This is a genomic window from Candidatus Viridilinea mediisalina, assembly GCF_002532535.1.
GTDB lineage: Bacteria > Chloroflexota > Chloroflexia > Chloroflexales > Chloroflexaceae > Viridilinea > Viridilinea mediisalina.
Genome location: NZ_NQWI01000055.1, coordinates 1 through 24,629, shown reverse-complemented (window position 1 = coordinate 24,629; position 24,629 = coordinate 1). Strand labels below are relative to the sequence as shown.

The 24,629-nt window shown below is 57.3% G+C and carries 19 protein-coding genes and 1 tRNA gene; 14 read left to right on the top strand and 6 right to left on the bottom strand.

Annotation, left to right across the window (positions count from 1 at the left end):
• The first annotated feature begins 68 nt into the window (after window positions 1-68).
• The 12 genes from nuoG (at window position 69) to CJ255_RS12620 (ending at window position 12,583) form a co-directional block, all read left to right on the top strand.
• A complete protein-coding gene (gene nuoG / locus CJ255_RS12665; protein ID WP_097644468.1) occupies window positions 69-2,858 on the top strand; it encodes an NADH-quinone oxidoreductase subunit NuoG in 2,790 nt (929 codons plus the stop codon).
• Window positions 2,859-4,076 carry an NADH-quinone oxidoreductase subunit NuoH gene (nuoH, locus tag CJ255_RS12660; RefSeq protein WP_097644467.1) on the top strand — a complete coding sequence of 406 codons (1,218 nt, stop codon included), beginning with the start codon at window positions 2,859-2,861 and terminating at the stop codon, window positions 4,074-4,076.
• Window positions 4,076-4,573, top strand: coding sequence for an NADH-quinone oxidoreductase subunit NuoI (gene nuoI, locus CJ255_RS12655; RefSeq protein WP_097644466.1), 498 nt, complete (start codon window positions 4,076-4,078; stop codon window positions 4,571-4,573). The genes nuoH and nuoI overlap by 1 nt, the downstream gene beginning before the upstream one ends.
• Window positions 4,574-4,607: 34 nt before the next feature.
• Window positions 4,608-4,973 (top strand): hypothetical protein, encoded by a 366-nt coding sequence (locus CJ255_RS12650; protein ID WP_097644465.1) that lies wholly within the window; start codon window positions 4,608-4,610, stop codon window positions 4,971-4,973.
• A gap of 217 nt (window positions 4,974-5,190) precedes the next feature.
• Entirely contained in the window at window positions 5,191-5,757 is a 567-nt protein-coding gene (locus CJ255_RS12645; RefSeq protein WP_097644464.1) for an NADH-quinone oxidoreductase subunit J family protein, read from the top strand.
• A 218-nt stretch (window positions 5,758-5,975) separates the two neighbouring features.
• On the top strand, window positions 5,976-6,278 hold the full coding sequence (nuoK, locus tag CJ255_RS12640) for an NADH-quinone oxidoreductase subunit NuoK (protein ID WP_097644463.1): 303 nt from the start codon (window positions 5,976-5,978) through the stop codon (window positions 6,276-6,278).
• Between the two features lie 65 nt (window positions 6,279-6,343).
• Complete coding sequence (gene nuoL, locus CJ255_RS12635) at window positions 6,344-8,302, top strand: NADH-quinone oxidoreductase subunit L (RefSeq protein ID WP_097644462.1); 1,959 nt, start codon at window positions 6,344-6,346, stop codon at window positions 8,300-8,302.
• Between the two features lie 186 nt (window positions 8,303-8,488).
• Window positions 8,489-10,048: a complex I subunit 4 family protein gene (locus CJ255_RS12630; RefSeq protein ID WP_097644461.1), complete on the top strand. Its 1,560-nt coding sequence runs from the start codon at window positions 8,489-8,491 to the stop codon at window positions 10,046-10,048.
• A gap of 209 nt (window positions 10,049-10,257) precedes the next feature.
• Entirely contained in the window at window positions 10,258-11,724 is a 1,467-nt protein-coding gene (locus tag CJ255_RS12625) for an NADH-quinone oxidoreductase subunit N (RefSeq protein ID WP_097644460.1), read from the top strand.
• Between the two features lie 110 nt (window positions 11,725-11,834).
• Entirely contained in the window at window positions 11,835-11,978 is a 144-nt protein-coding gene (locus CJ255_RS23550) for a hypothetical protein (protein ID WP_165774691.1), read from the top strand.
• The gene (locus tag CJ255_RS24675) at window positions 11,969-12,091 is read left to right on the top strand and encodes a hypothetical protein (RefSeq protein WP_281257209.1); all 123 of its coding nucleotides are present in this window, start codon (window positions 11,969-11,971) and stop codon (window positions 12,089-12,091) included. The genes CJ255_RS23550 and CJ255_RS24675 overlap by 10 nt, the downstream gene beginning before the upstream one ends.
• A gap of 27 nt (window positions 12,092-12,118) precedes the next feature.
• The gene (locus CJ255_RS12620) at window positions 12,119-12,583 is read left to right on the top strand and encodes a hypothetical protein (RefSeq protein WP_124681920.1); all 465 of its coding nucleotides are present in this window, start codon (window positions 12,119-12,121) and stop codon (window positions 12,581-12,583) included.
• Window positions 12,584-12,687: 104 nt separating this feature from the next.
• Here CJ255_RS12620 and CJ255_RS12615 read toward each other — a convergent pair whose 3' ends face one another.
• The 5 genes from CJ255_RS12615 to CJ255_RS12590 form a co-directional block, all read right to left on the bottom strand.
• Entirely contained in the window at window positions 12,688-13,320 is a 633-nt protein-coding gene (locus CJ255_RS12615) for a hypothetical protein (RefSeq protein ID WP_097644458.1), read from the bottom strand.
• A gap of 303 nt (window positions 13,321-13,623) precedes the next feature.
• Window positions 13,624-15,108, bottom strand: a complete 1,485-nt coding sequence (locus CJ255_RS12610; RefSeq protein ID WP_097644457.1) for a phytoene desaturase — start codon at window positions 15,106-15,108, stop codon at window positions 13,624-13,626.
• Between the two features lie 410 nt (window positions 15,109-15,518).
• A complete protein-coding gene (locus tag CJ255_RS12605; protein WP_097644456.1) occupies window positions 15,519-19,265 on the bottom strand; it encodes an HsdM family class I SAM-dependent methyltransferase in 3,747 nt (1,248 codons plus the stop codon).
• Window positions 19,266-19,364: 99 nt separating this feature from the next.
• Window positions 19,365-19,456: transfer RNA gene (locus tag CJ255_RS12600), tRNA-Ser, on the bottom strand.
• A gap of 321 nt (window positions 19,457-19,777) precedes the next feature.
• Window positions 19,778-20,884, bottom strand: coding sequence for a serine/threonine-protein kinase (locus tag CJ255_RS12590; protein WP_097644454.1), 1,107 nt, complete (start codon window positions 20,882-20,884; stop codon window positions 19,778-19,780).
• Between the two features lie 349 nt (window positions 20,885-21,233).
• On the opposite strand from CJ255_RS12590, the gene CJ255_RS12585 reads away from it, so the two are divergent.
• Entirely contained in the window at window positions 21,234-22,283 is a 1,050-nt protein-coding gene (locus CJ255_RS12585; RefSeq protein WP_245863374.1) for a glycoside hydrolase, read from the top strand.
• A 150-nt stretch (window positions 22,284-22,433) separates the two neighbouring features.
• Entirely contained in the window at window positions 22,434-23,144 is a 711-nt protein-coding gene (locus CJ255_RS12580) for a CDP-alcohol phosphatidyltransferase family protein (protein ID WP_097644453.1), read from the top strand.
• A 73-nt stretch (window positions 23,145-23,217) separates the two neighbouring features.
• Here CJ255_RS12580 and CJ255_RS12575 read toward each other — a convergent pair whose 3' ends face one another.
• Entirely contained in the window at window positions 23,218-24,537 is a 1,320-nt protein-coding gene (locus CJ255_RS12575; protein ID WP_097644452.1) for a phosphatidylserine decarboxylase, read from the bottom strand.
• Window positions 24,538-24,629: the final 92 nt, after the last annotated feature.

The following is a 24,629-nucleotide window of genomic DNA, read 5'->3' as shown; positions in this document are numbered from 1 at the left end:
CCAGACGGCGTAGTCGCCAACGCGCAATAAAAGAGATGGCTGCATAAACCCTAGAGAGAAACCTCCCTATGCCAGATGTGACGATTACCGTTGATGGACGCAGTTTTAGCGTTCCGGCGGGCACCAATGTGGTGGATGCGGCCCGCATGGGCGGGATTGCGATCCCGGTCTTTTGCTACCATCCCCGTATGCCAGCGGTGGGCATGTGTCGCATGTGTCTGGTGCAGGTTGGGATGCCGAAGCTTGATCCTGCGACCCGCCAGCCGCTCATGGATGCCCAGGGGCAGCCGGTGATTGCGCTGATGCCTAAGTTGCAGACGGGCTGCACGACGCCGGTTAGTGAGGGTATGGTGATTAACACCAAGACGGAAGAGGTGCAGTTTGCCCAGAAGGGTGTGCTTGAGTTTCTGTTGACGTCGCATCCCCTCGATTGCCCGGTCTGTGATAAGGGCGGTGAGTGTCCTCTGCAGAATCTGACGATGGAGTGGGGGCCGGGGCAGAGCCGCTTTGATTATAATGATAAGGTACACTTTGAGAAGCCGGTGCCGCTTGGCGATCTGATTCTGCTCGACCGCGAACGCTGTATTCTCTGTTCGCGCTGTGTGCGCTTCCAGGATGAATTGGCTGACGATTCGGTGTTGGGCTTTGATCATCGCGGACGCAATTGGATGATTGTCTCGAAGAGTGATCCGCCTTTTGCAAGTAAGTTTTCGGGCAATACGACCGACATCTGTCCCGTGGGGGCGCTGACGACTGCCGATTTTCGCTTTAAGGCCCGCGTCTGGGAGTTGAGCTCTAAGCCGGGGATTTGTACCCTCTGCCCGGTTGGCTGCAATCTCAATTTTGATATGCGCCACGACCGCTTGATGCGCGTGATGCCCCGTGAGAATGGGGCGGTGAATGATATTTGGCTCTGCGATAAGGGGCGCTTTGGTCATCGCTTTATTGAACACGAGAGTCGCCTGCATGCGCCGCTGATCCGCCACGGTGACCATTTTGTTGAGGCTTCTTGGGAGGAGGCGTTGACGCTGGTGGCTGAAAAGCTGGCGGCGGTGCAGAGTGCCCGTGGGGGTAGTGCGATTGCGGGTCTGGCGGCTCCGCGCCTGAGCAATGAGGATCTCTACCTCTTCCAACGGCTCTTCCGTGAACAGTTGGGTAGCAATAATCTTGATCACCACCTTGGCAGCCCTGATGATGGCGACCACGATGATCTGGGTGGTTTGCTGGCGGTTGGTAAGGGTACCAATCTGATGGAGTTGGGGGCCGGAACGACCGTCTTGGTCTTTGGGGCCGATCCCGAAGAGGAGGCACCGCTCTATCTGTTGCGCCTGCGGGCGCTGGTTCAGCGGGGGGCCCAGTTGTTTGTGGCCAATCAGCGTGCTACCAAGTTGGAACGTTCGGCGACGCAGGCTTTGCGTTATAGCGTTGGGGGCGAGTTGGCGTTGGCACGGGCGTTGGTGCGCGAACTGTTGGAACGTGGTGCTGCCGAGCGGATCAAACTGAAGCATAGTGGCCTCGATGCGCTGCGTAAGCAGGTGCTGGCCCAGACGCCTGAGCAGTTGGCCGCAGCCGCCGGTATAGCCCATGAGCAGATTGTGGCTCTGGCTACGGCGCTGCTTGAGGCCGAGCATGGGTTGATTATGTATGGCGCAGAGGCGCGTAGCGCTGGCTTGGCGCTGATCGAGACGCTGGGCGCTCTGGCGGTACTCAGTGGTAACGTAGGCAAGCCCAACAGTGGCATGATTGCCCTGCTGCCCGGCGGCAACAGCCGTGGGGCCCTCGATCTCGGCGTGCGCCCCGATGCGCGTCCGGGCTATGTTTTGATGCCTCAGCGCGGCCTACCGGCCCAGCAGCTCTGGAGCGCCGCCCGCGATGGCCATGTACGCGCCCTCTGGATCGCGGGCCTCGACCCGGCTGCCTGTCTGCCCGATGCCCGCGAGGCGCTTACCGCCGCAGAGTTTGTGGTGGTGCAAGAGCTCTTTATGAGCGAGACGGCACGTATGGCTGATGTGGTGCTGCCCGCTGCCAGCGTTGCGGAACGCGATGGGACCTACACCAACGCCGAGCGGCGGGTGCAGCGCTCACGCGCCGCCCGTGCGCCCCACGGTCAGAGCCGCCCCGATTGGCAGATCTTCCAAGATGTGGCCCAGATGCTCGCCGACATGATGGTGCTGCCGCACCCACGGGTCGAGGCGGAGGGCGCAAAGCCCGCCAAGGCAGCCAAAGGTGCGAAGACGGCCAAAGGCCAGAATGAGCAGGTGGTGACCAGGCCGCCCGAACCGCCGCGTTGGGACTACCTCACGCCCGATGAGGTTGCCGCCGAGATCGCCGAGCGCGTGCCTAGCTATGGCGGGGTGACCTACGAAGCCCTGGCTGCCACTGGCAACCCGGGGGTCTGGGGCCGCCAAGCCAACGAAGCGGTCTTCTACGATGGCACGAGCTACGAGAACACCGAGGGTATCGGCATCGCCCTGCCGAGCTTGATCAGCACTGGGCGCTTCACCCTGAGCCTGAGCCCCCGTCCGGCCCCGGTGGTGAAGGACGAGCGCCCGTTGCTGCTTTTGGCGCAACCATTGGCCTACGGCGGCGATCCGCTGCTACGCGGCTCATTGCTGGAACGGCAGCTTGCCCAACCCGCCATTGTGATCAGCCAGAGCGACGCCGAAAAGCTCAACATCCAGAATGGCGACCGCGTGCGCATTGTTTCGGCGGTGGGTGAACTCAGTGCCGCCGCCCGTGTACACGCCGACCTGCCCCCTGGCCTCGTCATGGTTCCTGCTGGCCTGCCAGGGCTCTGCCTCAGCCGCATCCAGACCGGCCCGCGCACGCGGGTTAGCTTAGTGAAGGTGGTAGTATAAATGGATTGGATCGCTCTGCTTATCCTGATCATCCAATGCTTCGTGATTGCCCTCGGGGTAACCACGGCGTTTGCCTACCTCACGCTCTTCGAGCGGCGGCTCTTGGCGCGCTTTCAGAATCGGATAGGGCCGAACCGCGCCGGGCCAAATGGCTTCCTTCAGCCGGTGGCCGATGCGGTCAAACTCTTCTTCAAAGAGGATGTCGTGCCCTCGGCAGCCAACCGGGCGGTCTATCTATTGGCGCCGGCAATGGCGGTAATACCGGCGATCATTATTTGGGCCGTAATTCCCTTTGGCTGCTTGGATATACGTGGTAACTGGCAGGCATGTTTCGAGCCCCAGGCAACTACGCCGCTGCAGAACATCTTGCAGGTAGCCGAAATCAACATTGGTGTCCTCTATCTGCTTGCCGTCACGAGCATTGGGGTCTATGGCATTACACTGGCCGGTTGGGCCAGCAACAACAAATACTCGATGCTTGGCGGCATCCGCTCGGCGGCCCATTTGGTGAGCTACGAACTAGCCCTTGCGTGTGCGGTGCTGGCAGTGGTCATGACCTATGGCACCTTTAGTACCCACCAGATCGTGGTGGCCCAAGCGGGCCTCTGGGGGATTGTGCCCCAATTTTTGGCCTTTGTGATCTTTATGATCGCCGCGACCGCTGAGGTGGTGCGCTTACCCTTTGATCTGGTTGAAGCCGAACAGGAGTTGGTTGGCGGTTACAATACAGAGTATGGCTCGATGAAGTTTGCACTCTTCTTCATGACCGAGTACATTAAACTGATTGCCGTCAGCGCGATTGCGGTCATCTTCTTTATGGGGGGCTGGCGCTTCCCCGGCCTCTATACCTTGGGGGCGGGGGTGGAAAACCTGGCGGGTCCCATGGCTGCCAGCATCGCGGTTGGGCTGGCCTCGCTCGGCGCCTTCCTGCTCAAACTGGTCGCCTTCCTCTTCCTCTCGGTCTGGATTCGCGCCTCGTGGCCGCGCATGCGCTACGACCGGCTTATGGATCTGGGGTGGAAGTGGCTCTTGCCCCTTGCTCTGCTCAACATCGTGTACACTGCGGTTGCCTTTGTGCTCATTCCCAACGAAACGCTCGCCTCCTTCGTCTTGCTGGCCCTGGGTGTACTCACACTTGTGATTGCGATGGGCATCAATCGGGTGCCCAAGCCCGTAGATAACGTGACCTATGTGAAGGACTTGAAGGAGATGGGCTAATGTTTGGAGAACTTGTTAAGGGTCTACGTACAACCCTCAAGTATATGTTTCGTCAGCCGGTGACGGTGCAATACCCGGAGGTGAAGCGCCCGGTGCGTGAACGCTTCCGGGGGCGGCACGAACTCAAGCGCTTTGCTGACGGGAGCGAACGCTGCATCGGCTGCTCGCTCTGCGCTGCCGCATGCCCCGCCGATGCAATCTTGGTCATTCCCGCCGAGAATGAGCCCGATAACCCGCGCTCCCCTGGCGAACGCTACGCGGCAACCTATGAGATCAATATGCTGCGCTGCATCTTCTGCGGTTACTGCGAGGATGCCTGCCCAACCAACGCGATTGTCTTGGAACACCAATACGAGCTCTCGTTTTACGACCGGCGGGCCTCGATTTTTACCAAGGAGATGCTGCTCGTACCCGAAGACCAGGGCCACGGCGAGCCACCACCTGTCCTCAAGCAGATCGAGCGTCGTCCTAGCCCCCCGGCGCAGATTGATTTATAACCGTTCGCTTACGTTTGGCGACACGAGGTATTTGATGACCACCCTAACCATTGAGTTACAACCAGAACTCTATGCTCGACTCACACAGGAAGCCGCAAACGTAGGTCATCCCATTGAGAAGTTGATAGAAGAGACATTGTCCAGAAGGTTTCTTCCGGCGGCACCAGCAGGTGAGCGCGAGCGTGCAATGGCGGTACTACGCGAAGCGGGACTCCTTGTCGAGCTAGAACCAGAACTCAAGCACCTAGCATCTCAGGCGAGCATGTCGCTTGAAGAGATTCATGCCGTGTTTACCCGAACAGGAGGTCAATCACTCAGCGATCTTGTACAGGCACAGCGTGGATCAAAAGAAAAGGTAGCATTAGGAATTTTTAAGCATCCCAGCAGCCTGTCATGCTGAATAGCACATGGTTTGCATGCATCGTAGTGCCGATTTTAGTCGGCTGAGGTCTTTGCCAGCGATGGGAAGCCGACTAAAGTCGGCACTACCTACGGCGCAAACAGGAACGTTCCTACAAACCTTCGCTCAGGGTGGCAACGCAACGGGGCAATCAACAACATCCGCTTCCCTTACAGACTTGATGAGAAATAAGCGAACAATAAGTTAGAATCAGATCATGGATACTCTCATCTTCATCATCACTGCCGCCATTGCACTGATTGGTGCAGTTGCAATGGTTGTGGCGCGGAATGCCATTCATAGTGCGCTCTTTCTGCTGCTCAACTTTGGTGCGGTAGCGGTACTCTTTCTGTTGCTCTATTCGCCCTTTCTCTTTGCCATTCAACTCACGGTCTATGCCGGGGCGATTATGGTACTCTTCCTCTTTGTGGTGATGCTGCTGGGGGCAGAGCGGATTGAGGATGCGCCTGATCAGATTGCGTGGCAGCGGCCCTTGGGGATTGGTCTGGGGGTGGTGTTGATGCTCGTTGCCATGGCTACCGCCTTGCGTGCCAGTGCCTTTGCGCCGCCCCCCGGTGGTGAGGCTCTGGCTACCTTTGGCGACCCAGCGGCCCTGGCGGCGCTGCTCTTCACCCACTACTTGCTGCCCTTCCAGATTACCGGCATCATTCTGCTGGTTGCCGTGATTGGCGTCGTGGTGCTAAACCAGCGCGGACGTCACCGTTCGGAGGAGGCAGGACGCGAGGACGCGAGGACGCGCAGACGCGAGGACGCGAGGAGGTGAAGACGCGCAGACGCGCAGACGCGCAGACGCGCAGACGCGCAGACGCGCAGACGCGCAGACGCGCAGACGCGCAGACGCGCAGACGCGCAGACGCGCAGACGCGCAGACGCGCAGACGCGCAGACGCGCAGACGCGCAGACGCGCAGACGCCTCACGCCTCACGCCTCACGCCTCACGCCTCACGCCTCACGCCTGCTCTATAATTACGGAGTGCGCCCATGGTTCCAACGGCCTACTACATTCTGCTGAGTGCTGCCCTCTTCGCCATTGGGGTGTTGGGGGTGCTGGTGCGGCGGAATGCGCTCGTCGTCTTCATGTCGGTTGAACTGATGCTCAATGCCGCCAATTTGGCCTTTGTCGCCTTTGCCCGCGAACGGCTCAGTGTGGACGGTCAAGTTCTCGTCTTCTTTGTGATTACCGTCGCTGCCGCTGAGGTGGCGGTTGGTCTGGCGCTCTTGGTGGCGATCTTTCGCTCAAAACGTACCGCCGATGTGGATGAGGTGAGCGTGTTGAAGGGGTAGCTGAAAAAATTGATAGCCGATAGCCGAAAGTTCGATAGACATAGTCGAGAGTTAGGGGTTGATTGATGCTTACTTGGCTAATCTGGTTCATCCCACTGTTGCCCTTTGTAGGCTTTTTGCTTAATCTGTTTGTGATCCGGCAAGAGCGCCAGGCGGGGATGCTCGCGAGTGCCACGGTGGTCGCTTCGTTTGTGTTGGCGCTGGTGGCGACGGTGCTGCTCGCTGGGTTGCCGGAGGCAGAACGGCGCGTGCAATCGATGGCTTGGGAGTGGATCGCTACTGGTTCGCTCAGTGTGCCTTTTGCGATCATGTTTGATCCGCTTACCGCCGTGATGGTGCTGCTGGTCACGGGGGTGGGGGCGCTCATCCATATCTATTCGATTGGCTATATGCACGGCGATCCTCGGGTGGTGCGCTATTTTGCCTACCTCAATCTCTTTGTCACCATGATGCTCTTCTTGGTGATGGCGAATAATCTCCTGTTGCTCTTCTTGGGTTGGGAGGGGGTGGGGCTCTGTTCGTTCCTGCTGATTGGCTTCTGGTTTGAGCGTAAAGAGGCCGCTGCTGCTGCGGTGAAAGCCTTTGTGGTGAATAGAATTGGTGATGCGGCCTTTATTCTGGCTATGCTGGCGGTCTTCTCCAATTTTGGGACGCTCAATTTCTATGGTATGGAGATCAATGGCCGCTGGGTACCGGGGTTCCTTGAGCGTATGCCTGAGATCTTTGGGCTGCGTTTTGGCCCCGATTGGCAGCCGATTGCCATTGCTACCGGCATCTCCTTCCTGCTGCTGATTGGCGCAACTGGCAAATCGGCCCAGTTGCCCCTCTTTGTCTGGCTGCCCGATGCGATGGCAGGCCCGACCCCGGTCTCGGCGCTGATCCACGCGGCTACCATGGTCACCGCTGGGGTCTACATGATGGCGCGCACCGAGCAGCTCTTTGCCGCTTCGCCTGCAACCCAGAGTTGGGTGGTCTGGATTGGTACCTTTACCGCCTTTATTGCTGCTACTGCGGCAATTGCTCAATGGGACATCAAGCGGGTGCTGGCCTACTCTACGGTTTCGCAGTTGGGCTTTATGGTGGCGGCCTGCGGCATGGGGGCCTATGCTGCCGCCATTTTCCACCTGCTCACCCACGGCATCTTCAAGGCGCTGCTCTTCCTCGGCTCTGGCTCGGTGATTCACGGCACCCACGAGACCCAGGATATGCGGAAGATGGGGGGCTTGCGCACGGCGATGCCAACGACCTTCTGGACCTACATGGTTGGTGCGGCGGCGCTGGCGGGTGTGGTGCCGCTGGCGGGCTTTTGGTCGAAGGATGAGATTTTGGCCCATGCAGCAGCCTATGGCTACTGGCCGCAGTTGGCGATCCTCTTCCTCACTTCGTTGCTGACCGCCTTCTACATGGGGCGGCAGGTGGCGCTGATCTTCTACGGTGAGCAGCGCGATAACCACTACCACCCCCACGAGAGCGGCCAAACCATGCGCGTGCCGCTGATCATTCTGGCTATTGGTGCGATTGTGGCGGGCTTTATGAACATCCCGACCCTCTTCAGTGGCATGCCCGCAGCCCACTTGCTCACCGATTGGCTCCAGCCCGTGCTGCACGAAGAGGCGGGCAAATTTAACCTTGTGGTCGCCATCCTTGCCACCGCCGGGGCGGTCGGGATGGGCTACTTAGGCTGGTGGGCCTACACCAGCAACGCGGCGAAGGTCAAGGTCGGTGGGCTTGACCCGGCCTACCGCTATACTGGTGACATCTGGGATGGTATGCAGGAGGCTTGGTATGTAGATCTGGCCTACAATCGCATGGTCGTTGCCCCCTTCCGTTCGTTTAGCGCTACGCTGGCCAACGTCTTCGACAAACAAGGGATTGACGGCATGGTCAATGGGGTCGGGCGCGTCTTTACGTGGGCTGCCACCGAGGTGCGGATGCTCCAGAATGGCTATGTGCGAACCTATGCGCTTGTCTTTACGATGGGGGCGGTCTTGGTGTTGAGTTTTATGCTGTTTGTGACGCGGTAGGTTGTAGAGATACAGAGTTATTCACCACAGAGACACAGAGGACACAGAGAGATTTGTGGTACAGCAAGCACCAGTGTTGGTTTTCTCTCCGTTCCAAACGCTGTCTCCTCGCTGCTTCTGTGGTGAAATCCTCGACACCTCACTCATACCTATTTCCTACTTTTCTAAATTCCTCTTTTCTAAACCATGAGTCTACCAATTCTCTCAATTGTCCTATGGCTACCGGCGCTAGGTGCGCTGTTACTGCTCTTGGTGCCGCGTGGGGCTGACGAGTTGGCCCGCCGTGTGGCGCTTGGGGTGGCGTTGGCGACCTTCGTGGTTTCGCTGGCGCTGCCGTTGGGCTATGCACCCGCTGATCTGACCGGGACGCGCCTTGCGCCAGAGTTGCAGTTCGCCGAAGAGTTGGCTTGGTTGCCTACCTGGGGCATTAGTTATAGCATTGGGCTTGATGGCGTGAGCCTCTGGCTGGTGCTGCTGACCACCTTTTTGACGCCTGTGGTGGTGCTTTCTACCTGGGATTCGGTACACAAAGAGGTGCGTAACTTCCAGATATTGCTGCTGCTGTTGACAACGGCGATGATGGGGGTTTTTGTCGCTCAAGACCTGCTGCTCTTCTACATCTTTTGGGAATTTACGCTCATTCCGATGACCTTTTTGATCGGCATTTGGGGTGGAGAAAACCGCATCTATGCGGCACGCAAGTTCTTCATCTACACCTTTGCCGGTTCGGTACTGATGCTCTTAGCGATCATTGGCATTTATGTGCTGCACCGCCAGGCGCTGGTGGCTCACGATCCCAACTTTGTTGGCAGTATGAATTTTAGCCGGATTGTGAGCGATCTGCGGAGCGGTAATTTCACCCTTGAGACCGGCATCGAGCGTATGCTCTTTGGTGCCTTCTTCCTCGCCTTTGCGATCAAGGTGCCACTCTGGCCCTTCCATACCTGGCTGCCTGATGCCCACGTTGAGGCACCCACGGCTGGCTCGGTGGTACTGGCGGGGGTCTTGCTCAAGCTTGGCGGCTACGGCATGATCCGCTACTGCATCACGCTCTTCCCCGAAGCCTCGCGTTGGGCCGCGCCCGCCATTGCCATCCTCGCCATCATCGGGATTGTCTACGGGGCGATTGTGGCCTTTGCCCAGACCGACATGAAGAAGTTGGTGGCCTACTCCTCGGTTAGTCACATGGGCTTCATTGTGCTGGGCATCTTTGCGCTCAACATGGAGGGGGTCAGTGGTGCCGTGTTGCAGATGATCAACCACGGCCTCTCGACCGGCGCACTCTTCTTGATTGTCGGCGTGCTCTATGAACGGCGTCACACCCGTGAACTGGAGGACTATGGCGGCCTCTGGAAGATCATGCCGGTCTATGCGGCGATCACCCTGCTTGTAGCGCTCTCTTCAGCCGGGTTGCCGGGGCTCAACGGCTTCATTGGTGAATTTACGATTATGCAGGGTGCCTTTCTCGCCCCCGATTTAGGCTGGCCCTTCCTGGGCTTTGCCGTGCTAGGCGTCGTGCTTGCAGCGGTCTACCTGTTCAAAATGTTCCAAGGGGTCTTTATGGGCGAACTGGAACCGGCCAACGCCGAACTGAAAGACCTCAGCCGCCGCGAAATCGCCACCCTCGCCATCCTCTGCGTCCCGATTGTGCTGATTGGCCTCTACCCGGCCTTCATCTTCAATTCCATGCAAGTCAGCGTCGGTGAAGCCCTCGATAGCCTCGTGCTGCTTGCGGCTGGGCGCTGAGGCCGCCTTTTAGTGGGAAGAGGTACCGAGGCATTACACCACAGATGCAGCGAGGGCACAGAGTTTGTAAGAGCGTGCCAACACGGTCATTGCCTGAGCATACACCTCTCTGTGGCCTCTGTGCCTCTGTGGTTCATAGCTCTGTATCTCTCCAAACACTCGCTACCGGAAAACTCCCCGCCGCTCTGCAAAGAAACTGGTAATACCCTATGGAGCCCATCCAGATCCCTCCTGTAGACCTCACGCTCATTGCGCCGTTGCTTACCATTACGGCATGGGCGATTGTGCTGCTGCTGGTGGATGCCTTCCTCATCCCCGATGAGCGCAAAAAGCTGACGGGTTATCTGGCGCTGGCTGGTTTGGCCGTGACCGCCTTGGTTGCCGTGCCGCTCTGGAATGTGGACGGGAGCACCTTCAGTGATATGGTGGTACTCGACCGCTACAGCTTGACGCTGACGTGGCTCTTTCTGCTGATTGGGGGCTTGACGATTGCGATGGCGCTTGAGTATCTCCCGCGTCATGGTATCGAACAGGGTGAGTTCTACCCGCTGATCCTCTTTGCCGTCGCTTCGATGATTCTGTTGGCCCAGGCAACCGATCTGATCGTAATCTTTCTGGGGATCGAACTACTCTCGCTCACACTCTACATTTTGACCGGCTTTGCCTATCCTCGCGTCACCTCAGAAGAGGCGGGGATGAAGTATCTGATCATGGGGGCCTTTGCGGCGGGCTTCTTTGCCTACGGGATTGCACTGATCTATGGGGCAACCGGCAGCACCAATTTGGCGGCAATCAACGCCTACCTTGCCGCCGAGCCCTTTGTCTTGAGCGAGCAGGTGCTGCTGCTTGCGGGCGTGGGGCTGTTGCTGATCACCTTTGGCTTTAAGATCGCCCTGGTACCCTTTCACATGTGGACACCCGATGTCTATGAGGGTGCGCCTACGCCAGTGGCGGCCTTCATGAGCGTTGGGACGAAGGCGGCTGCACTGGCCGTGCTGCTACGCATCCTGGGCAGTGCATTCCCATTGGCCTACGAATTCTGGCTGCCCGTCCTCAGCGTCTTAGCTGCGGTCACCATGCTGGTCGGCAACCTAGGGGCTCTCACCCAGACCAACGTCAAGCGCATGCTGGCCTACTCAAGTATCAGCCATGCGGGCTACGTGCTGCTCGGCGTGATTGTAGCAACCGAGCGCGGCGTCGAAGCCTTTCTCTTTTACATGTTGGCCTATGCACTCACCAACCTAGGCGCCTTTGCGGTGGTTATCGCCTTGGAGCAGCGGAGTGAGAGCGCATGGAGCCTTGACGACTTCTCAGGGCTCTTCCAGCGCCAGCCCTTTCTCGCCATCGCCATGGCGATCTTCATGTTCTCACTGGCTGGCGTACCACCAACCGCAGGCTTCATCGCCAAGTTCTACGTCTTCACCGCGGCCTACGAAGGCGGACTCGGCTGGCTGGCACTCATTGGCCTGCTCACCAGCGCAATAGCGGTCTACTTCTACCTGCGCGTCGTACTACGCATGTTCACCCGCGACCCGGGGCGCCCGGTGGAACCCGCAATGGATCGGGGGTTGCACCTTAATATTACCTTGGCCGCTGGCTTAACGCTGCTGATCGGCCTCTTGCCAATGCCGGTCGTGAACCTCGTCGAGCGCTCGTTGGTTGCTTTGGGATTGTAGATTGCAGATTGTAGATTGTAGATTGCAGATTGTAGATTGTAGATTACCGAACATGGCGTCCCAATGGGCTTTTGCGTTCTTGGTTATGCGGCATGAGGGGCCAGCGGGCTTTGCCAACGTCCCAATGGGCTTTCGCCTTCTTGCTCTTCGGCGGGCTCACGCTGGCCACCTTTTTGCTGGATGCCGCCCTGCCGCGCCAGCGCCTCTATGCGGTCGCGTGGCAGGTGCCGCTGCTGGCGGCGAGTTGGTTCTGATCCAGTTTGCCTACCGCTTCCCGACGCCGACGCCTACGCTGCGCCGCGAAGCGCTGCTCGTCGCGCTGCTCACTGGCCTCTATCTTGCCTGGGAGACGGGCTATGTGGCCTAGCGCTACCAGCAATTGGCAGCGGGGGTGGTGATCTATCGGATTGACTGGACCGACTATCTGCTGCTGGGCTTTCTGCTGCTGGCCCCCTTCGCCTTTCTGCGCCAGCTCTGCGCCCACGCGCCGCCTGACACCCCGCTCTGGCGCCACCCGCTACGAGCCTGGCGCCAGTCCTCTGCGGTGCGCGCCTTGAGCCAGTTTCTCCTCATCTTTCTCTTCTTCGCTGGGCTGGGCATCTTTAATCTACTGCGTACCTACTACCTGCTGCCGACCGCACTGGCCAATGCGGGGATTGCGCTGGGGATTCTGCTGGCGATCTTCGCCCTCGTGCATGTCTACCTGAGCCAGCAGAGCGAGCCGACCTCCTTTATCATCAAGCTGGTGGGGACCACGCTGACGACCATGCTGGCCCTGAACTGGCGTTGGAGTGCCGACTTCAGCCAGCTAAAGCCGGCACTCCAACGCATGCCCACTAGCTTTTCAGACAGCTTCTAAGCGTAATGCGTATGGGGGCGTAGCCCCAAAGCGGGTTTCAGGGCGGCAGCCCTATACGTAAGAAGCGTAAAAGGGCACGGCACCGCCGTGCCCTTTTACGCTTCTTACGGCAACGCCTCAATAATGCCCCGACAGAGCGACTCGACGCCCCGGCGCGGTACCGTAATCACCGCCATCCCGGCAGGTGCCTGGCTCGTGTATGGTACCGAGATTTTGTGGTGCAGCGGCGTAGAAGCCCAGATGACCATCATATCGGCCCAGGCTAATTGACGTGATGCTTCGGTCGCAGAGTGGGCACGGCCACTGCCGTTTACCGCCCGGATACTTAATGGGGTTCCATTTAACAATTCGCGCAGCGTCGTATGTTGGGGCGGGGTGCCACCCAGAATGAGCAGATGGTGGTAACCAACCTTATCCATCGCCGCCGCCAGCAGACGGGCCGCCCGTTGTTGACTTGAATTGGCACAAATCACACATGCTTCGGGACTCACTTGGATCGGCTGTTTTTCGGGCCACTGACTCTTTGCCAAGGCTTCACAATCGGGATCGCCGCAGGTGAGCCGTAATTGTTCGTTAAAGAGCGCCCGCACACGGGGCAACTTATCTGCCGCAATCTGCTGCTTGCGCGGATTAGTCAGGTTAAAGGATTCCATGATTGCCCGCGCCTGGGTTTGTGCTTCGGGGTTAACAAAGCCCGCCTCGGTCAGCAGGCGGGCAATTGAGATTGAAGTTGTCATAGTAAGCTCCTTTTTTAGGGTGTCTTACCAGTGTACGTCATTATTGTGGCTTGCGCCATAGCTTCATGGTCACCTTTGAGGGCTGCCGCCCTATAACCCGCGCTTGGGGCTACGCCCCAAACCCCGTTTTTTGTCCCGTGTTGGCGGCTTCGCCGCCAACACGGGACAAAAAGAATTTTTTGGGGGAGGCGAAGCCTCCCCCAACCCCCCACCGGAGGGTTAACGTCAGAGGCTTCGCCTCCCCCAAAAATCTGCAATCTGCAATCTGCAATCTGCAATCTGCAATCTGCAATCTGCACCTTGCTACGCCGAGCCGATCAAGTTCTCCACAATGATCGCCGACGAGAGCACCCCGGGCAACCCAGCACCAGGATGCGTGCCCGCGCCAACAAAGTAGAGCTGGTCTACATCCTCGGAGCGGTTGTGGGGCCGGAACCAGGCCGACTGGGTGAGAATCGGCTGGATGGAGAAGCCTGAACCAAGGTAGGTGTTGAGCGCATTCTGGTAGTAGCGCGGATCAACCATGTGTTCAGCCACAATATGCTTGCTCAGGTTGGGCATATAGTGGTCTTCCACAAACTTGATGATCGTGTCGCGGTAGCCCCGCCCGACTTGCGACCAGTCTACGCCTGAGCCCATGTGCGGTACGGGCGAGAGGATGTAGAGCGACTCACAGCCCGCCGGGGCCATGTTGGGGTCGGCATGGGACGAGCGGTGGATGTAGAGCGAAAAATCACGGCTGAGGCGGCGGCGGTTGAAGATGTCGTGCAGCAGCCCTTTGTAGCGTTTGCCAAAGACAATGTTGTGCTGCACCAAATCGGTGTCGTCGTAGCGCCGATTGATCCCTAAGTAGATCACCACCAGCGACATGCTGTACTTCTTGCGTGCCAAAGCGCGGTCGGTATAGACGCGGCGGTGGCGTGGTGCAATCAGGCGGTGATAGGTGTAGGCGCTATCGGCGTTCGAGACGATGCAATCGGCACGGCGCTCGCTACCGTCCAGCATGCGTACACCCACCGCCCGCCGCTTCTCGACCAGAATCTCGTCCACCTCGGCATTGTACTCAATCCGTCCGCCCAACTCCTTAAAGAGGCGCTCCATGGCTGTGACAATCGCGCCGGTGCCGCCTACAGCATGGTGTACCCCCCACTCACGCTCAAGGTAGTGTACCATCGCATAGATCGAAGAGGCATCAAAGGGATTGCCACCAATAAAGAGCGGGTGGAAGGAGAAACAGCGGCGCAGGAAGTCATTCTTAATAAAACGAGCAACATAGCTATAGGTGCTCATATAGGACTTCATGCGCGCCAAGTCGGGGGCGACCCGCAGCATATCGGTGAAGCGCAAGAAGGGCTTATCGGCCAACTCAACAAAACCCTTCTCAAAGATCGCCTGCGTCGTGGCCATAAACTTCTTATAGCCCTCGACATCACGCGGATTCCAACTGCGAATCTGCTCCAAGAGCGCCTGCTCATCATCCCCATACTCCAAATAGCGCCCCTGCTTACTATGGTTGAAGATGCGGTAGTAGGGATCGCAAGGCTGAAGCTTAAAATAGTCCTCACGCCGTCGGCCCGCCGCCTTCCAAATATCATCAAACATAAAAGGGGCGGTCACCACCGTTGGGCCACTATCGAAGGTAAACCCCTTCGTCTGGTAGACATACGCACGGCCACCGGGCTTATCACGCTTCTCAAGGATACTCACCTGATGGCCGCGTGCAGCAAGGCGAATCGCCACACTCAAGCCGCCGAAGCCGCTACCAATAACAATAATCTTGCGTCGCATACGCTTCCTAAAAGCTTGGGCACGCCATGGTGGGGTGTTCCGGAACACCACTACTTGCGATCACCGTGAGTGGCTGCCACTAAGTATGATAGCATAGGAACGCAGTATGTTTCGTGTGTGGATTGCTATAATAAACGCACGAGCCCCCCGTGCCGACGCGGGTACCCAAGCAACGAAAGGAAGAACCCCTATGCTGAGTGCCTACATTGCCGCAGCCATGCGCCGCGCCACCTACCAACTTCTCCCTAGATAAGGAACGCAACAAAACCGCGTTGCCTTCGCCCCTCTCCCACAACGCGGGAGAGGCGGTGCCCGGTTGGTGAGCCTGTCGAACCAGAGCTTGCCGAAGGGGGTAGGGGGTGAGGGCCATCCATAGGCATCCCCAAGCTCTTCGTTAGCGAAGCCAGAACCTACTCTGTGGTAGGCATCACTCGGGAACGGCGACGTGACCAGGGTAATCCATCATGTATGGCTGCACACCAAACAGCCTCACTATTCAGTCCATACCAAGCGTATACCGCGTCATCTATCTGTTCCTGGATCGCCACAAATTGATCCCATGCTGCTTGGGCATCAGCAAGTACCTGTCGGTACAAAGGCAACCATATCACCGCCGCTGCTGGATCGGGCATGCGTCTCATTTGAATCGCTATCCACGTTTGATCTTCTCGCGCTGCTTCATCAAAGAATGCATCATAAGCTGCTATCGCATCAGGAGCGATGCCCACGTAGCTTATCCTTCCATGCTGCATAACAGATCGCATCTTGCTGGCAGCACCCATTTTACGAATCGTTCCCCGCGCCACAAGATCAGTTACCGAAAGAGTTGGAATATGGGGGTGTTGCTGGAGTACCCGAATTGGAGAAATGAATACTGTGCCACTGTCCTCATCCGGTAGCTTTGCACCGTAGCTCAGGACATACTTCTGCTCTAACGCATCGCGAGCCGTAAGCGCCTGATTCGCCAACACCGCAAGCGTTTGTACGGGAAATGTTGATGGTTCGGGGATCAATAAACGGGCAAGATCATTCTGCGCTACGTTATTGTTGGTACTGAATAGGTTAACGAGGTAGGCGATCATCCGGCTGTTCAACAGTGCCAAAAGCGCCTTTGCATAATCCTCTGTTCCACTAGACAATATCCGAAAGCGCCACTGATCATCAGGAATAAGCATGAGTTTGTCTGGTCCCCGCTCAAACCACGTTCCAATGAGTCGCTCACGGGTATTTAGTCGAGCGATCTTGCGAATAGTAAAGCCTTTTTCTGGCTGTGTCAGGCTTTGGATACGTTGAAGCGTTGCTTGAACTGAGCGATCAATCTTGGTTGTAGGTGATGATGCTTTTGGTCGCACCCAATCCGAAGGATGCGGAGATAGTGGTGCATATCGATGAACATCTTCGCCTTTTTGGATAGCAAGGTCACCCACCACAGGCGAATGATTACGACCTTGCCGAAATGGGTTGAGATGATTCGATGCTGCATCACCCTTACGGACTTCCAATTTACCCAACCACAACTCCTCCATAACATGCGTTGCGATGGTACGGAGATGTGCCCAAATCTGGTAGGTAGTTGGCTCAGTGGACACGAGCCAGGCATTCTTCCACGCCGGAGATGTTGGCGTATTAGCTACAACATCTGTGATAGGCACGGTCGTAGTACGTTCACGCAGCTCCGGCACTGTTGCTCCACCCCCAACCTGTACCATTTTTTGCATCAGAGACGTACTTGTTTCTGTTGGCAGAATGTCGGCATCAATACGCAGGATTGCCACTGCCTGATCCACCCCTGGAAAGAGTATGTTCCCGGTAAACGAGCGTAGGATGGTGCTGAGACGAAAGGGTGGTCTCGTGAGTTGATGCCGGGCTTCGGCGGCTGTTTCATCGCCAATAATAGACAACGGAACAATGAAAACCATCCGGCCACCAAAGCTTACGTAGTACATACCAAGGCGGAGGAAGAGCAGGTAGGTATTGGTGGTACCGCCCAAAACGATCTCGAAAAAGGGGTGGGTCTGATAATTCGTGGCGAGGTCTACACGAGCAGCACTGATGTAGGGTGGATTCGATATAACATAGAAAAAGCCAGCAGCAAATGAATCGATACGCGCCTTGATTGGGTATGCCTCGTCAATAATTCGTTCGCTTAACCGATCCATGATAGATAGCGATTGAATTGTCAGCGAGGTTAAGTCGCCCCGCCCCAATACTTCGCGCGGCATAGCAAGACTATCGGTGTTGTAGATATGAAATCGCTCAATCGGGTAATCTACTGATTGCCCCTGAACAACACTTAGATCATCAAGTGCTTGAATGAGCAAATTCATCTCAGCAAGATAACAAGCAAAAGGGTTGATTTCCAATCCAAAAAACAGTGTTGTCAATGCGTTAAGAAACTGATAGGCCAATGCTGTGCGACGCTCAGGATCTTCAGCCAGTGTAGCCTCACTCACAGCGATGCGAGTACTCGTACATATCTGGGTAACAAGCGCCTGCCGATAGCGTCGTGCAGCATGAACAAGAAAACTACCGCTTCCGGCTGCCGGATCGAGGAAGGTTCGGCCTAAAATCTCTGGCCCGCTGTAACCGGCGACGTCGAGCATGTATTCCACAACAGCAGGTTGCGTGAGAAAATGACCTTTGCGATTTCGTGCCTGACGATCAATGTATGACTCGTAGGTCAAGCCGATGATATCACTCTGAACGTCTGTGAACAAAAAACCGCTGAGGAAAAACAATGTTTCTATCAGTAAGTAATCGTCAGGAATAAACCAGTCAAATACTGCCTGCTGGAAGAAGTGTAAATAGTAGTGACCTGCCTTCTGCGCCAGAAGTCGGTAATAGTTTCCGCTCAGAATTCCTTGCTCACCTAGTTCTGAGAATCGCTCCTTGACATAGGTATCCCACGCCATAAATCCGCCATCACTTGCAAGGCGCTTCGGAATAACCTGTTTGTCTTCTAGAATGCGGATCAGGAGCAGGCGCACGAAGAATACATACGCAACCTGCTCAGCAAATCGCTCCTCCGTCACATCAGCGCGATCAGTCTGTCGTTCGCCCCATACCTGATAGGCGTCCGCTACGACATAGGGTGCGGTACCATGGAAGCGTAGGGAACGCATGGCAACGTTGACCCGAACAGCGACATCTTCCCAAGATTCCAATACGGAGCGTCGTGCTGCCTGACCACGCGAGGGGATGTTTTCTTCGACGTGAACGACGACTTGTTGGATATCCTCACGCGAAAGCATCCCAACCCGCGCTGTTAATCTTTCGACCGTGCTACGCAACTCATCGGCAAACTTTGGGAGCCACGAGGCGATTGCACTCACCAGCGTGGATGTAGCATCGTTCCACTCTCCAATCAGTCGCTGCTCCTCTGCAAGCGCATCCTGCTTCTGCACTCGTCCTTCACGGATACGTGCGAGTGCGGCTAGCCGGAGATAATCAAGTACATCACGACTTCCCGCAATAAAGCTCTGGATTCGCTCTTCATTATCGAGGCGTTCTGCATTTTGGAGAAAGGTGGCCTCATCCACCGCAAGATGCTTAATACGATCCGCGAAGGAATTGAACCGCGCCGCACGAAAGAGAAGACTGAAATGGGCAAGCTGGGTCGTCTGCACTATTCGCACATCATCCGGGGGCGTGGGGTCACTCAGAGCGACAACATCAATATCCGCGAGGGTCGTATAAGTAAGCGTGTCATCAGCAGAAAACCGTACTGCAAGGATGCGCCGCATATTACACCAGACAGCGTATCCCGCTGTTCGCATACTGTAGCGCCGCATTTGTGCCAGATCTTCAGCAGCAAGTTCATGTGTTGTGTTCTTGTTCTCCCAAATGAAAGCTGTTCGACGAATACTGCTAATTTGGCTGTAAACCTGATAATCGGGACGGTTCTTTCGCTGACCTGGAACAGTGCGGTCAAATGACCAGGAACTTTCCGAAAATCCTAGCCATTCTAATACATAGCGTGAAAATTGCTGAGCTACTGTGTCCATTTCATCATTGGAGCGTTGGGATGCGGGGAGACTGAGGTAGTCACGGTAGGTGTAAGCGTGTGGAGGCAGAGAAATCCGCACGCGAGCGATAACCTCTTGAGAGAATGTTGCGTAAATCGAGGAGAGATCGAGCGAACGGGCAGATGTCGTCATGTTACACTCCAAAAGATGGGTTACCGCAACTGCTACAACCTAAACAGACGCCAAGGAACTGTTTGCATGCAAACAACTCCTTGGCGTCCGCCTCCACTTTGGCGGGCAGGGAGGGATTCGAACCCTCGACAGCGTTGCCGCTGTACGGCATTTCCAGTGCCGCGCACTAGACCAGACTATGCGACCTGCCCTCGTGCGCGGATTGTACCATGAGCCAGCAGGCGGTGCAACCTTAGAGGCTGTCTGAAAAGTCTATAGTTTGGCGTTGGAGTGCCGGCTTTAGCCGGCTAAAGCCGGCACTCCAGCGTGTGCCCCCCGGCTTTTCAGACAGCTTCTCATAAAGAGCGCAAAGGAGCGCAAAGGAGCGCAAAAAAATAGCGGTGCCTTCCCCCTGCACAAGGAGCAGCCCCTCAGACCTGGCAGGTGGAGCGCGTGCAGCCACCATGAGGACACCAACGATCGCACCGTGCTCTACATGCTAGGTCTCATGGGCGAAATGTTCCTCCGCCCCCCTACCGCACAATCATCAGGCCCACCCAGAGGGCCAGAAGGGTGACGACAATCGCAATCAGGAACAGCAAGATGACGATGCCAATGAGACAGCCGTTGCTCAGTTGGAAGCCGGTTGTTGCTGCTGTGGTACTTGCGGGGGGGCTGATGGGTGGTGGTACCGACCATGAGGGCGGCCTTGGAACAGGTGGTGGGGCTGGGGGCGGGGGACCGAGTGGCACGGCAGCGGCGGCAGGGGCGTCTGTGCCTGGGGCGTCAGTGGCTGGGGTAGCGCTGGTATGCGCAACGGCTGCAAGGGCTGGGGTGTCGCTTTCTCCATCCGTTGGCGGATCGAGCTGCTGTACGGTTATAAGCGCCTGACGCAGTGCGGCGATCTGGGCGTAGCGTTGCGCTGGTTCCCACGCAAGCGCCCGTAAGACCACCTGCTCAACGAGGGTAGAGATGTGCGCGTTGAGGATGCGGGGTGGGTTGAGGGGCACCCCCGCAGCACGCTGTGCGGCTGAGGGTGGGGCCCAGCCGGTAAGCAGTTGGTAACAGACCGCACCGCTGGCGTAGACATCGCTGACTACGCTGGCCTCCGCGTTGTTGCTATTCAATTCGGGAGCATGGTAGGATGCCTGTTCATGCCGACTGGTTCGTACCAGCGCGAAAGGAGTAAGCCACAGGGTCTGCGCTGCATCAACCCAGAGATCAGTAGGGGTCAATGATGTTAGCCGCAAGGGCGGAGTATGGTTGTGCAGTGCTTCAAGCGTCGCCAACAACTGCTCCACCAGCGCAAGTACCTCGCTTTCGGGCAAAGGGCTACCCCGCCCCCGTGCAACCCGCTCTAGGTCTTGGCCCTCTGGATCAGCACAAACCAGATAGTAAGCTCCGTCATGGGCAAAATGGTTCTCAAGGGCCAAGAGATGTGGCCCTTGCGCCGCAACGACTTGGGTTGCGCACATGGCCACATTGCCCAACGCATACCCATCGGCTTGGGGTAAGGCGCAGATCAACACCCGCCGATCCGCCTCGCTATCAAAGGCCCGATAGATGATCGCCTCTGACTGCTGATCTAGTACATAGGTAATCCGATATTGTTCGCGTAGAAGCGCATCAGGCGCGAGCATGTATACCTCGTGTATCATTTTCCTAGAAAACAAGCTCTTTTGGTTATAGCATGCCTACAGATCTGTATGCAAGGGGCTTCGCCCCAAACCCCCACCGGAAGGCTTCATGGAATGCGCGGGAACCAAGTTCCCGCGCGCTCCCTTCCTAGCGATAAGGTCCCCTACCATGCCCCCACCTGTTCGCCTGTTCTCTGTTCGCCTGTTCCCTGTTCGCCTGTTCCCTGTTCGCCTGTTCTCTGTTCGCCTGTTCCCTGCTCGCCTGTTCTCTGTTCGCCTGTTCCCTGCTCGCCTGTTCCCTGTTCGCCTGTTCTCTGTTCGTCTGTTCTTTCTACCACTCCTCATTGCCCTCTTGGCACTTCAGTTTTTTCATCTGCGCCTGCCTCAGCCGCTCAATCTGCCAGAGCAGCAGACGGTGGTGAGCCACAATCCGATCATTGGGCTGCATACCCGCCTGACGGGCATAGGCGATGAAGCCTATATCCAGCAAGCCTTGGAGCAGGTGCGTGAAATGGGCGCTTCATGGGTGGTTGATCTCTTTCCCTGGGCCTATGTGCAGCCCCGTTCGCGCTATGGCTACGATTGGACTGGGGCCGATATGGTGATTGAGCATGCCCATCGTCAGGGTTTGCAGGTGATTGCGCGCCTTGATATTGTGCCCGCTTGGGCACGGCCTCCCGGCAGTACTGACCGCCACCTTGATCCTGAGTACTACGCCGATTATGCCAACTATGTCGCCGCCTTTGCCGCTCGCTATACGCCCCAGGGCGTGCGCCATATCATCATCTGGAATGAGCCGAACCTTAGCTTTGAATGGGGCGAACGGCCCCCCGATCCGGGGGCCTATGCCGCACTGCTCAAGGTGGTCTACCCGCAGGTCAAAGCGGTTGCGCCCGATGCCATCATTGTTGCCGGGGCGCTCTCGCCCGGCAGTCCCCTCGATGATGGGCGTACCCGTATGGATGACATGCAGTACCTCGCCTCACTCTATGATGCCGAGGCGGCACCCTACTTTGATATGTGGGCGGTGCATGCCTATGGTGGGCTGGAACCACCTACTGCTGAACCAGCCCCCGAACGGGTCAATTTTCGTCGCATTGAATTGGTACGCGCCATGATGGAGCAGTTTGGCGATGGGCATAAACATATGATCATCACCGAAGGGGGCTACAACGACCATCCCCGTTGGAATGGGGCGGTTACGCCTGCCGAACGGATCAACTGGACGATTGCGACCTATGAGTTGGCGCAGAGTTACCCGTGGCTTGATGCGGTGGCCCTCTGGCAGCATTCAACCCCCTTTACCACCCGCTCGCACCCTGATGCCTGGAATTTTGTCGCCCCTGATGGCACTCCGCGTGCGATCTATCACGCGGTGCGTGCGTATGCCTTGCAGGAGTAGGAGGACGCCAGGACAGCGGGTTCCCTCGCGCACTTTTAATCGACATGTTTTGGTCATACCCATGTCATTTTCATAATCTATGTGTTACAATGCTTCGCAAGAACGATTTGGAAGTACGCGATAAGTCCCCAAGAAAGCAGGTGCTCAACCATGCTTCTTAACGGCGTACCCGCGCTCATGCGCCTTCGGTTTATCATTGTCACAGGTTTCACTGGTTCCAACCTGCTGTTGGGACTATTCGCGCTGATAGCCGCCGCACATGGTGCTACGGCGCTCGCTGCGTGGGCACTCCTCTGCTGTGTGCTGCTTGATGGCTGCGATGGCTCGCTGGCGCGACGCTGGCAGGTGACCAGTTCTTTTGGCGCACAGCTTGACTCGCTGGCCGACATGACCTCGTTCATTATTGCAAGCGTAACCCTGATCTACTATTGGGTTGCACCGACAACGCCAATATGGCTTGTTTTGGTTGCAGGTGGCTTTTACACCCTATCCGGCGCGATCCGGCTGGCGCGTTTCAACTGTACCGAGCCGAACCCAGCCTACTTTCAGGGCATTCCAACCACCTTGGTCGCAGCAATTGTCGCAGCAAACTATCTTGTAGGCTCGGCGCTCGATACCTACTGGGTTCTGGGCCTCGTGATTCTGCTCGCTGTGCTGATGGTCAGCATGTTTCCCTACCCCAAACTGGCCGCGTTGCGGCCCACAGCACTCTGGCTGCTGCCCCTGATTGCCATTGGCGCCCTCACCAGCATCTCATGGACAATCTGGGTATTAACGCTTCTCTATATCTTTTCCGGGCCGGTGATCTGGCTCTTCCAGCGGTTGCCAACTGAGGTTCGGGAGCGGTTGCGCCGCACCTAATGGTTGGGGTTGCGCCCCAAAGGCTTTGTTGTTGTTTGGCGGCTTCGCCGCCAAACAACAACAAAGAACCCCCTTACCGATAGCGTGCAATGAGGGTCTCGCCGCCCACAACGCGATCACCAGGGCGCACGAGCGGCTCGGCTGAGTCTGCCGGGATGTAGACATCGGTGCGCGATCCAAAGCGGATCAGCCCGTAGCGCTCACCCTGAGCCACCAGCGTGCCCGGCTCAACCCAGGTCACAATCCGGCGTGCCACTAACCCTGAGCGTTGTGCCACGATTACCCGACCGCGTGGCCCCTGGATGGTTGTGTAGAGCGCGTTGTTATGCTCGGCATCGGCGGCGTCGGCAGGCGCAAAGCCGCCATGCTCGCGGTGCAGCCGTTCAACCTTGCCTGCAACCGGGCTGCGGTTGATGTGAACGTCGTTCAGCGCCAAAAACACCGCGATCCGCAACCACTCCTGCTGCCCGAAGCGCTCGTCGTGCAGGCGCTCCACCGTAAGCACCCGTCCGTCACATGCTGCGTAGATGGCGCTGGTGTCCGCCATGACCCGCCGAGGCGGATCGCGGAAGAAGTGGCCTATGCCTGCGGCCAGCAGCGCAAGGTAGGGCCGTGCCCGTCGCAGTGGCGGGAGCAGCGCCAGAGTAAGCAGGCCAAAGAGCCATGGCAGGGCCTCGGTCGAGAGCCCACTTGGGCCAAGCTCAACCCGGCGGGCATGTTCCAGCGGGCGCAAGTTGCGGGCCTCTGCGACCTGTGGCTCGACAAAGCGCAGGTGGTGGATCCATGCCGGTGGCGCATTGCGCAGCACGGTGTCACGGCGAAATTCGTGTCGCTCCAGCATGGGATCAAGGACAGCGTTAGCGGCATCAACCTGGAGGCGTTGCTCAGCATCCATAAAACGGTGCTTCAGCGCACGTAGGTAGGCATATTCGATATAGGTGAGTGTGCCGTCTGGCTTCAGAATAGTGCGATAGCAGTCAAGAATCGCCTCAACCAGTTTGGCTGGCAGGTTGGTGAACGGAATGGCCGAGATAATATGGTCGAAGCGCTGCGAGCGGTCAATCAGGGTCACATCGCCTTGTACAATCGTCACTTGATCGCGCACCCGCCGAAACAGCGGATCGTGCTCGAAACGCTGGCGCAGGAATGTGACGAACTCTTCGTTCAATTCATACACCACCAGCCGGTCTTCCGGCCCCATGTGTTCCACAATCGCACGGGTGATCGCGCCAGTGCCAGCGCCAACTTCCAACACCGTGCGCGGGCCAACGCGCCGTGCAAACTCCGCTGCCATGGCTCTGGCTGCGTAGAGCGACGTGGGTAGCAGTGCGCCAATACTCGTGAATGAACCCTGTAAATTCCGCAAGAAATAGAGCGACTCTTGAACAGACATTGACACCTCTCAGCAAGGAGATAGGAGATAGGAGATAGGAGATAGGAGATAGGAGATAGGAGATAGGAGATAGGAGATAGGAGATAGGAGAT

What these genes read in the sequence shown, in the direction of transcription:
- nuoG (WP_097644468.1), top strand. Translation starts at nt 69, where the DNA reads ATGCCAGATGTGACGATTACCGTTGATGGACGCAGTTTTAGCGTTCCG.
- nuoH (WP_097644467.1), top strand. Translation starts at nt 2,859, where the DNA reads ATGGATTGGATCGCTCTGCTTATCCTGATCATCCAATGCTTCGTGATT.
- nuoI (WP_097644466.1), top strand. Translation starts at nt 4,076, where the DNA reads ATGTTTGGAGAACTTGTTAAGGGTCTACGTACAACCCTCAAGTATATG.
- CJ255_RS12650 (WP_097644465.1), top strand. Translation starts at nt 4,608, where the DNA reads ATGACCACCCTAACCATTGAGTTACAACCAGAACTCTATGCTCGACTC.
- CJ255_RS12645 (WP_097644464.1), top strand. Translation starts at nt 5,191, where the DNA reads ATGGATACTCTCATCTTCATCATCACTGCCGCCATTGCACTGATTGGT.
- nuoK (WP_097644463.1), top strand. Translation starts at nt 5,976, where the DNA reads ATGGTTCCAACGGCCTACTACATTCTGCTGAGTGCTGCCCTCTTCGCC.
- nuoL (WP_097644462.1), top strand. Translation starts at nt 6,344, where the DNA reads ATGCTTACTTGGCTAATCTGGTTCATCCCACTGTTGCCCTTTGTAGGC.
- CJ255_RS12630 (WP_097644461.1), top strand. Translation starts at nt 8,489, where the DNA reads ATGAGTCTACCAATTCTCTCAATTGTCCTATGGCTACCGGCGCTAGGT.
- CJ255_RS12625 (WP_097644460.1), top strand. Translation starts at nt 10,258, where the DNA reads ATGGAGCCCATCCAGATCCCTCCTGTAGACCTCACGCTCATTGCGCCG.
- CJ255_RS12615 (WP_097644458.1), bottom strand. Translation starts at nt 13,320, where the DNA reads ATGACAACTTCAATCTCAATTGCCCGCCTGCTGACCGAGGCGGGCTTT.
- CJ255_RS12610 (WP_097644457.1), bottom strand. Translation starts at nt 15,108, where the DNA reads ATGCGACGCAAGATTATTGTTATTGGTAGCGGCTTCGGCGGCTTGAGT.
- CJ255_RS12605 (WP_097644456.1), bottom strand. Translation starts at nt 19,265, where the DNA reads ATGACGACATCTGCCCGTTCGCTCGATCTCTCCTCGATTTACGCAACA.
- CJ255_RS12590 (WP_097644454.1), bottom strand. Translation starts at nt 20,884, where the DNA reads ATGCTCGCGCCTGATGCGCTTCTACGCGAACAATATCGGATTACCTAT.
- CJ255_RS12580 (WP_097644453.1), top strand. Translation starts at nt 22,434, where the DNA reads ATGCTTCTTAACGGCGTACCCGCGCTCATGCGCCTTCGGTTTATCATT.
- CJ255_RS12575 (WP_097644452.1), bottom strand. Translation starts at nt 24,537, where the DNA reads ATGTCTGTTCAAGAGTCGCTCTATTTCTTGCGGAATTTACAGGGTTCA.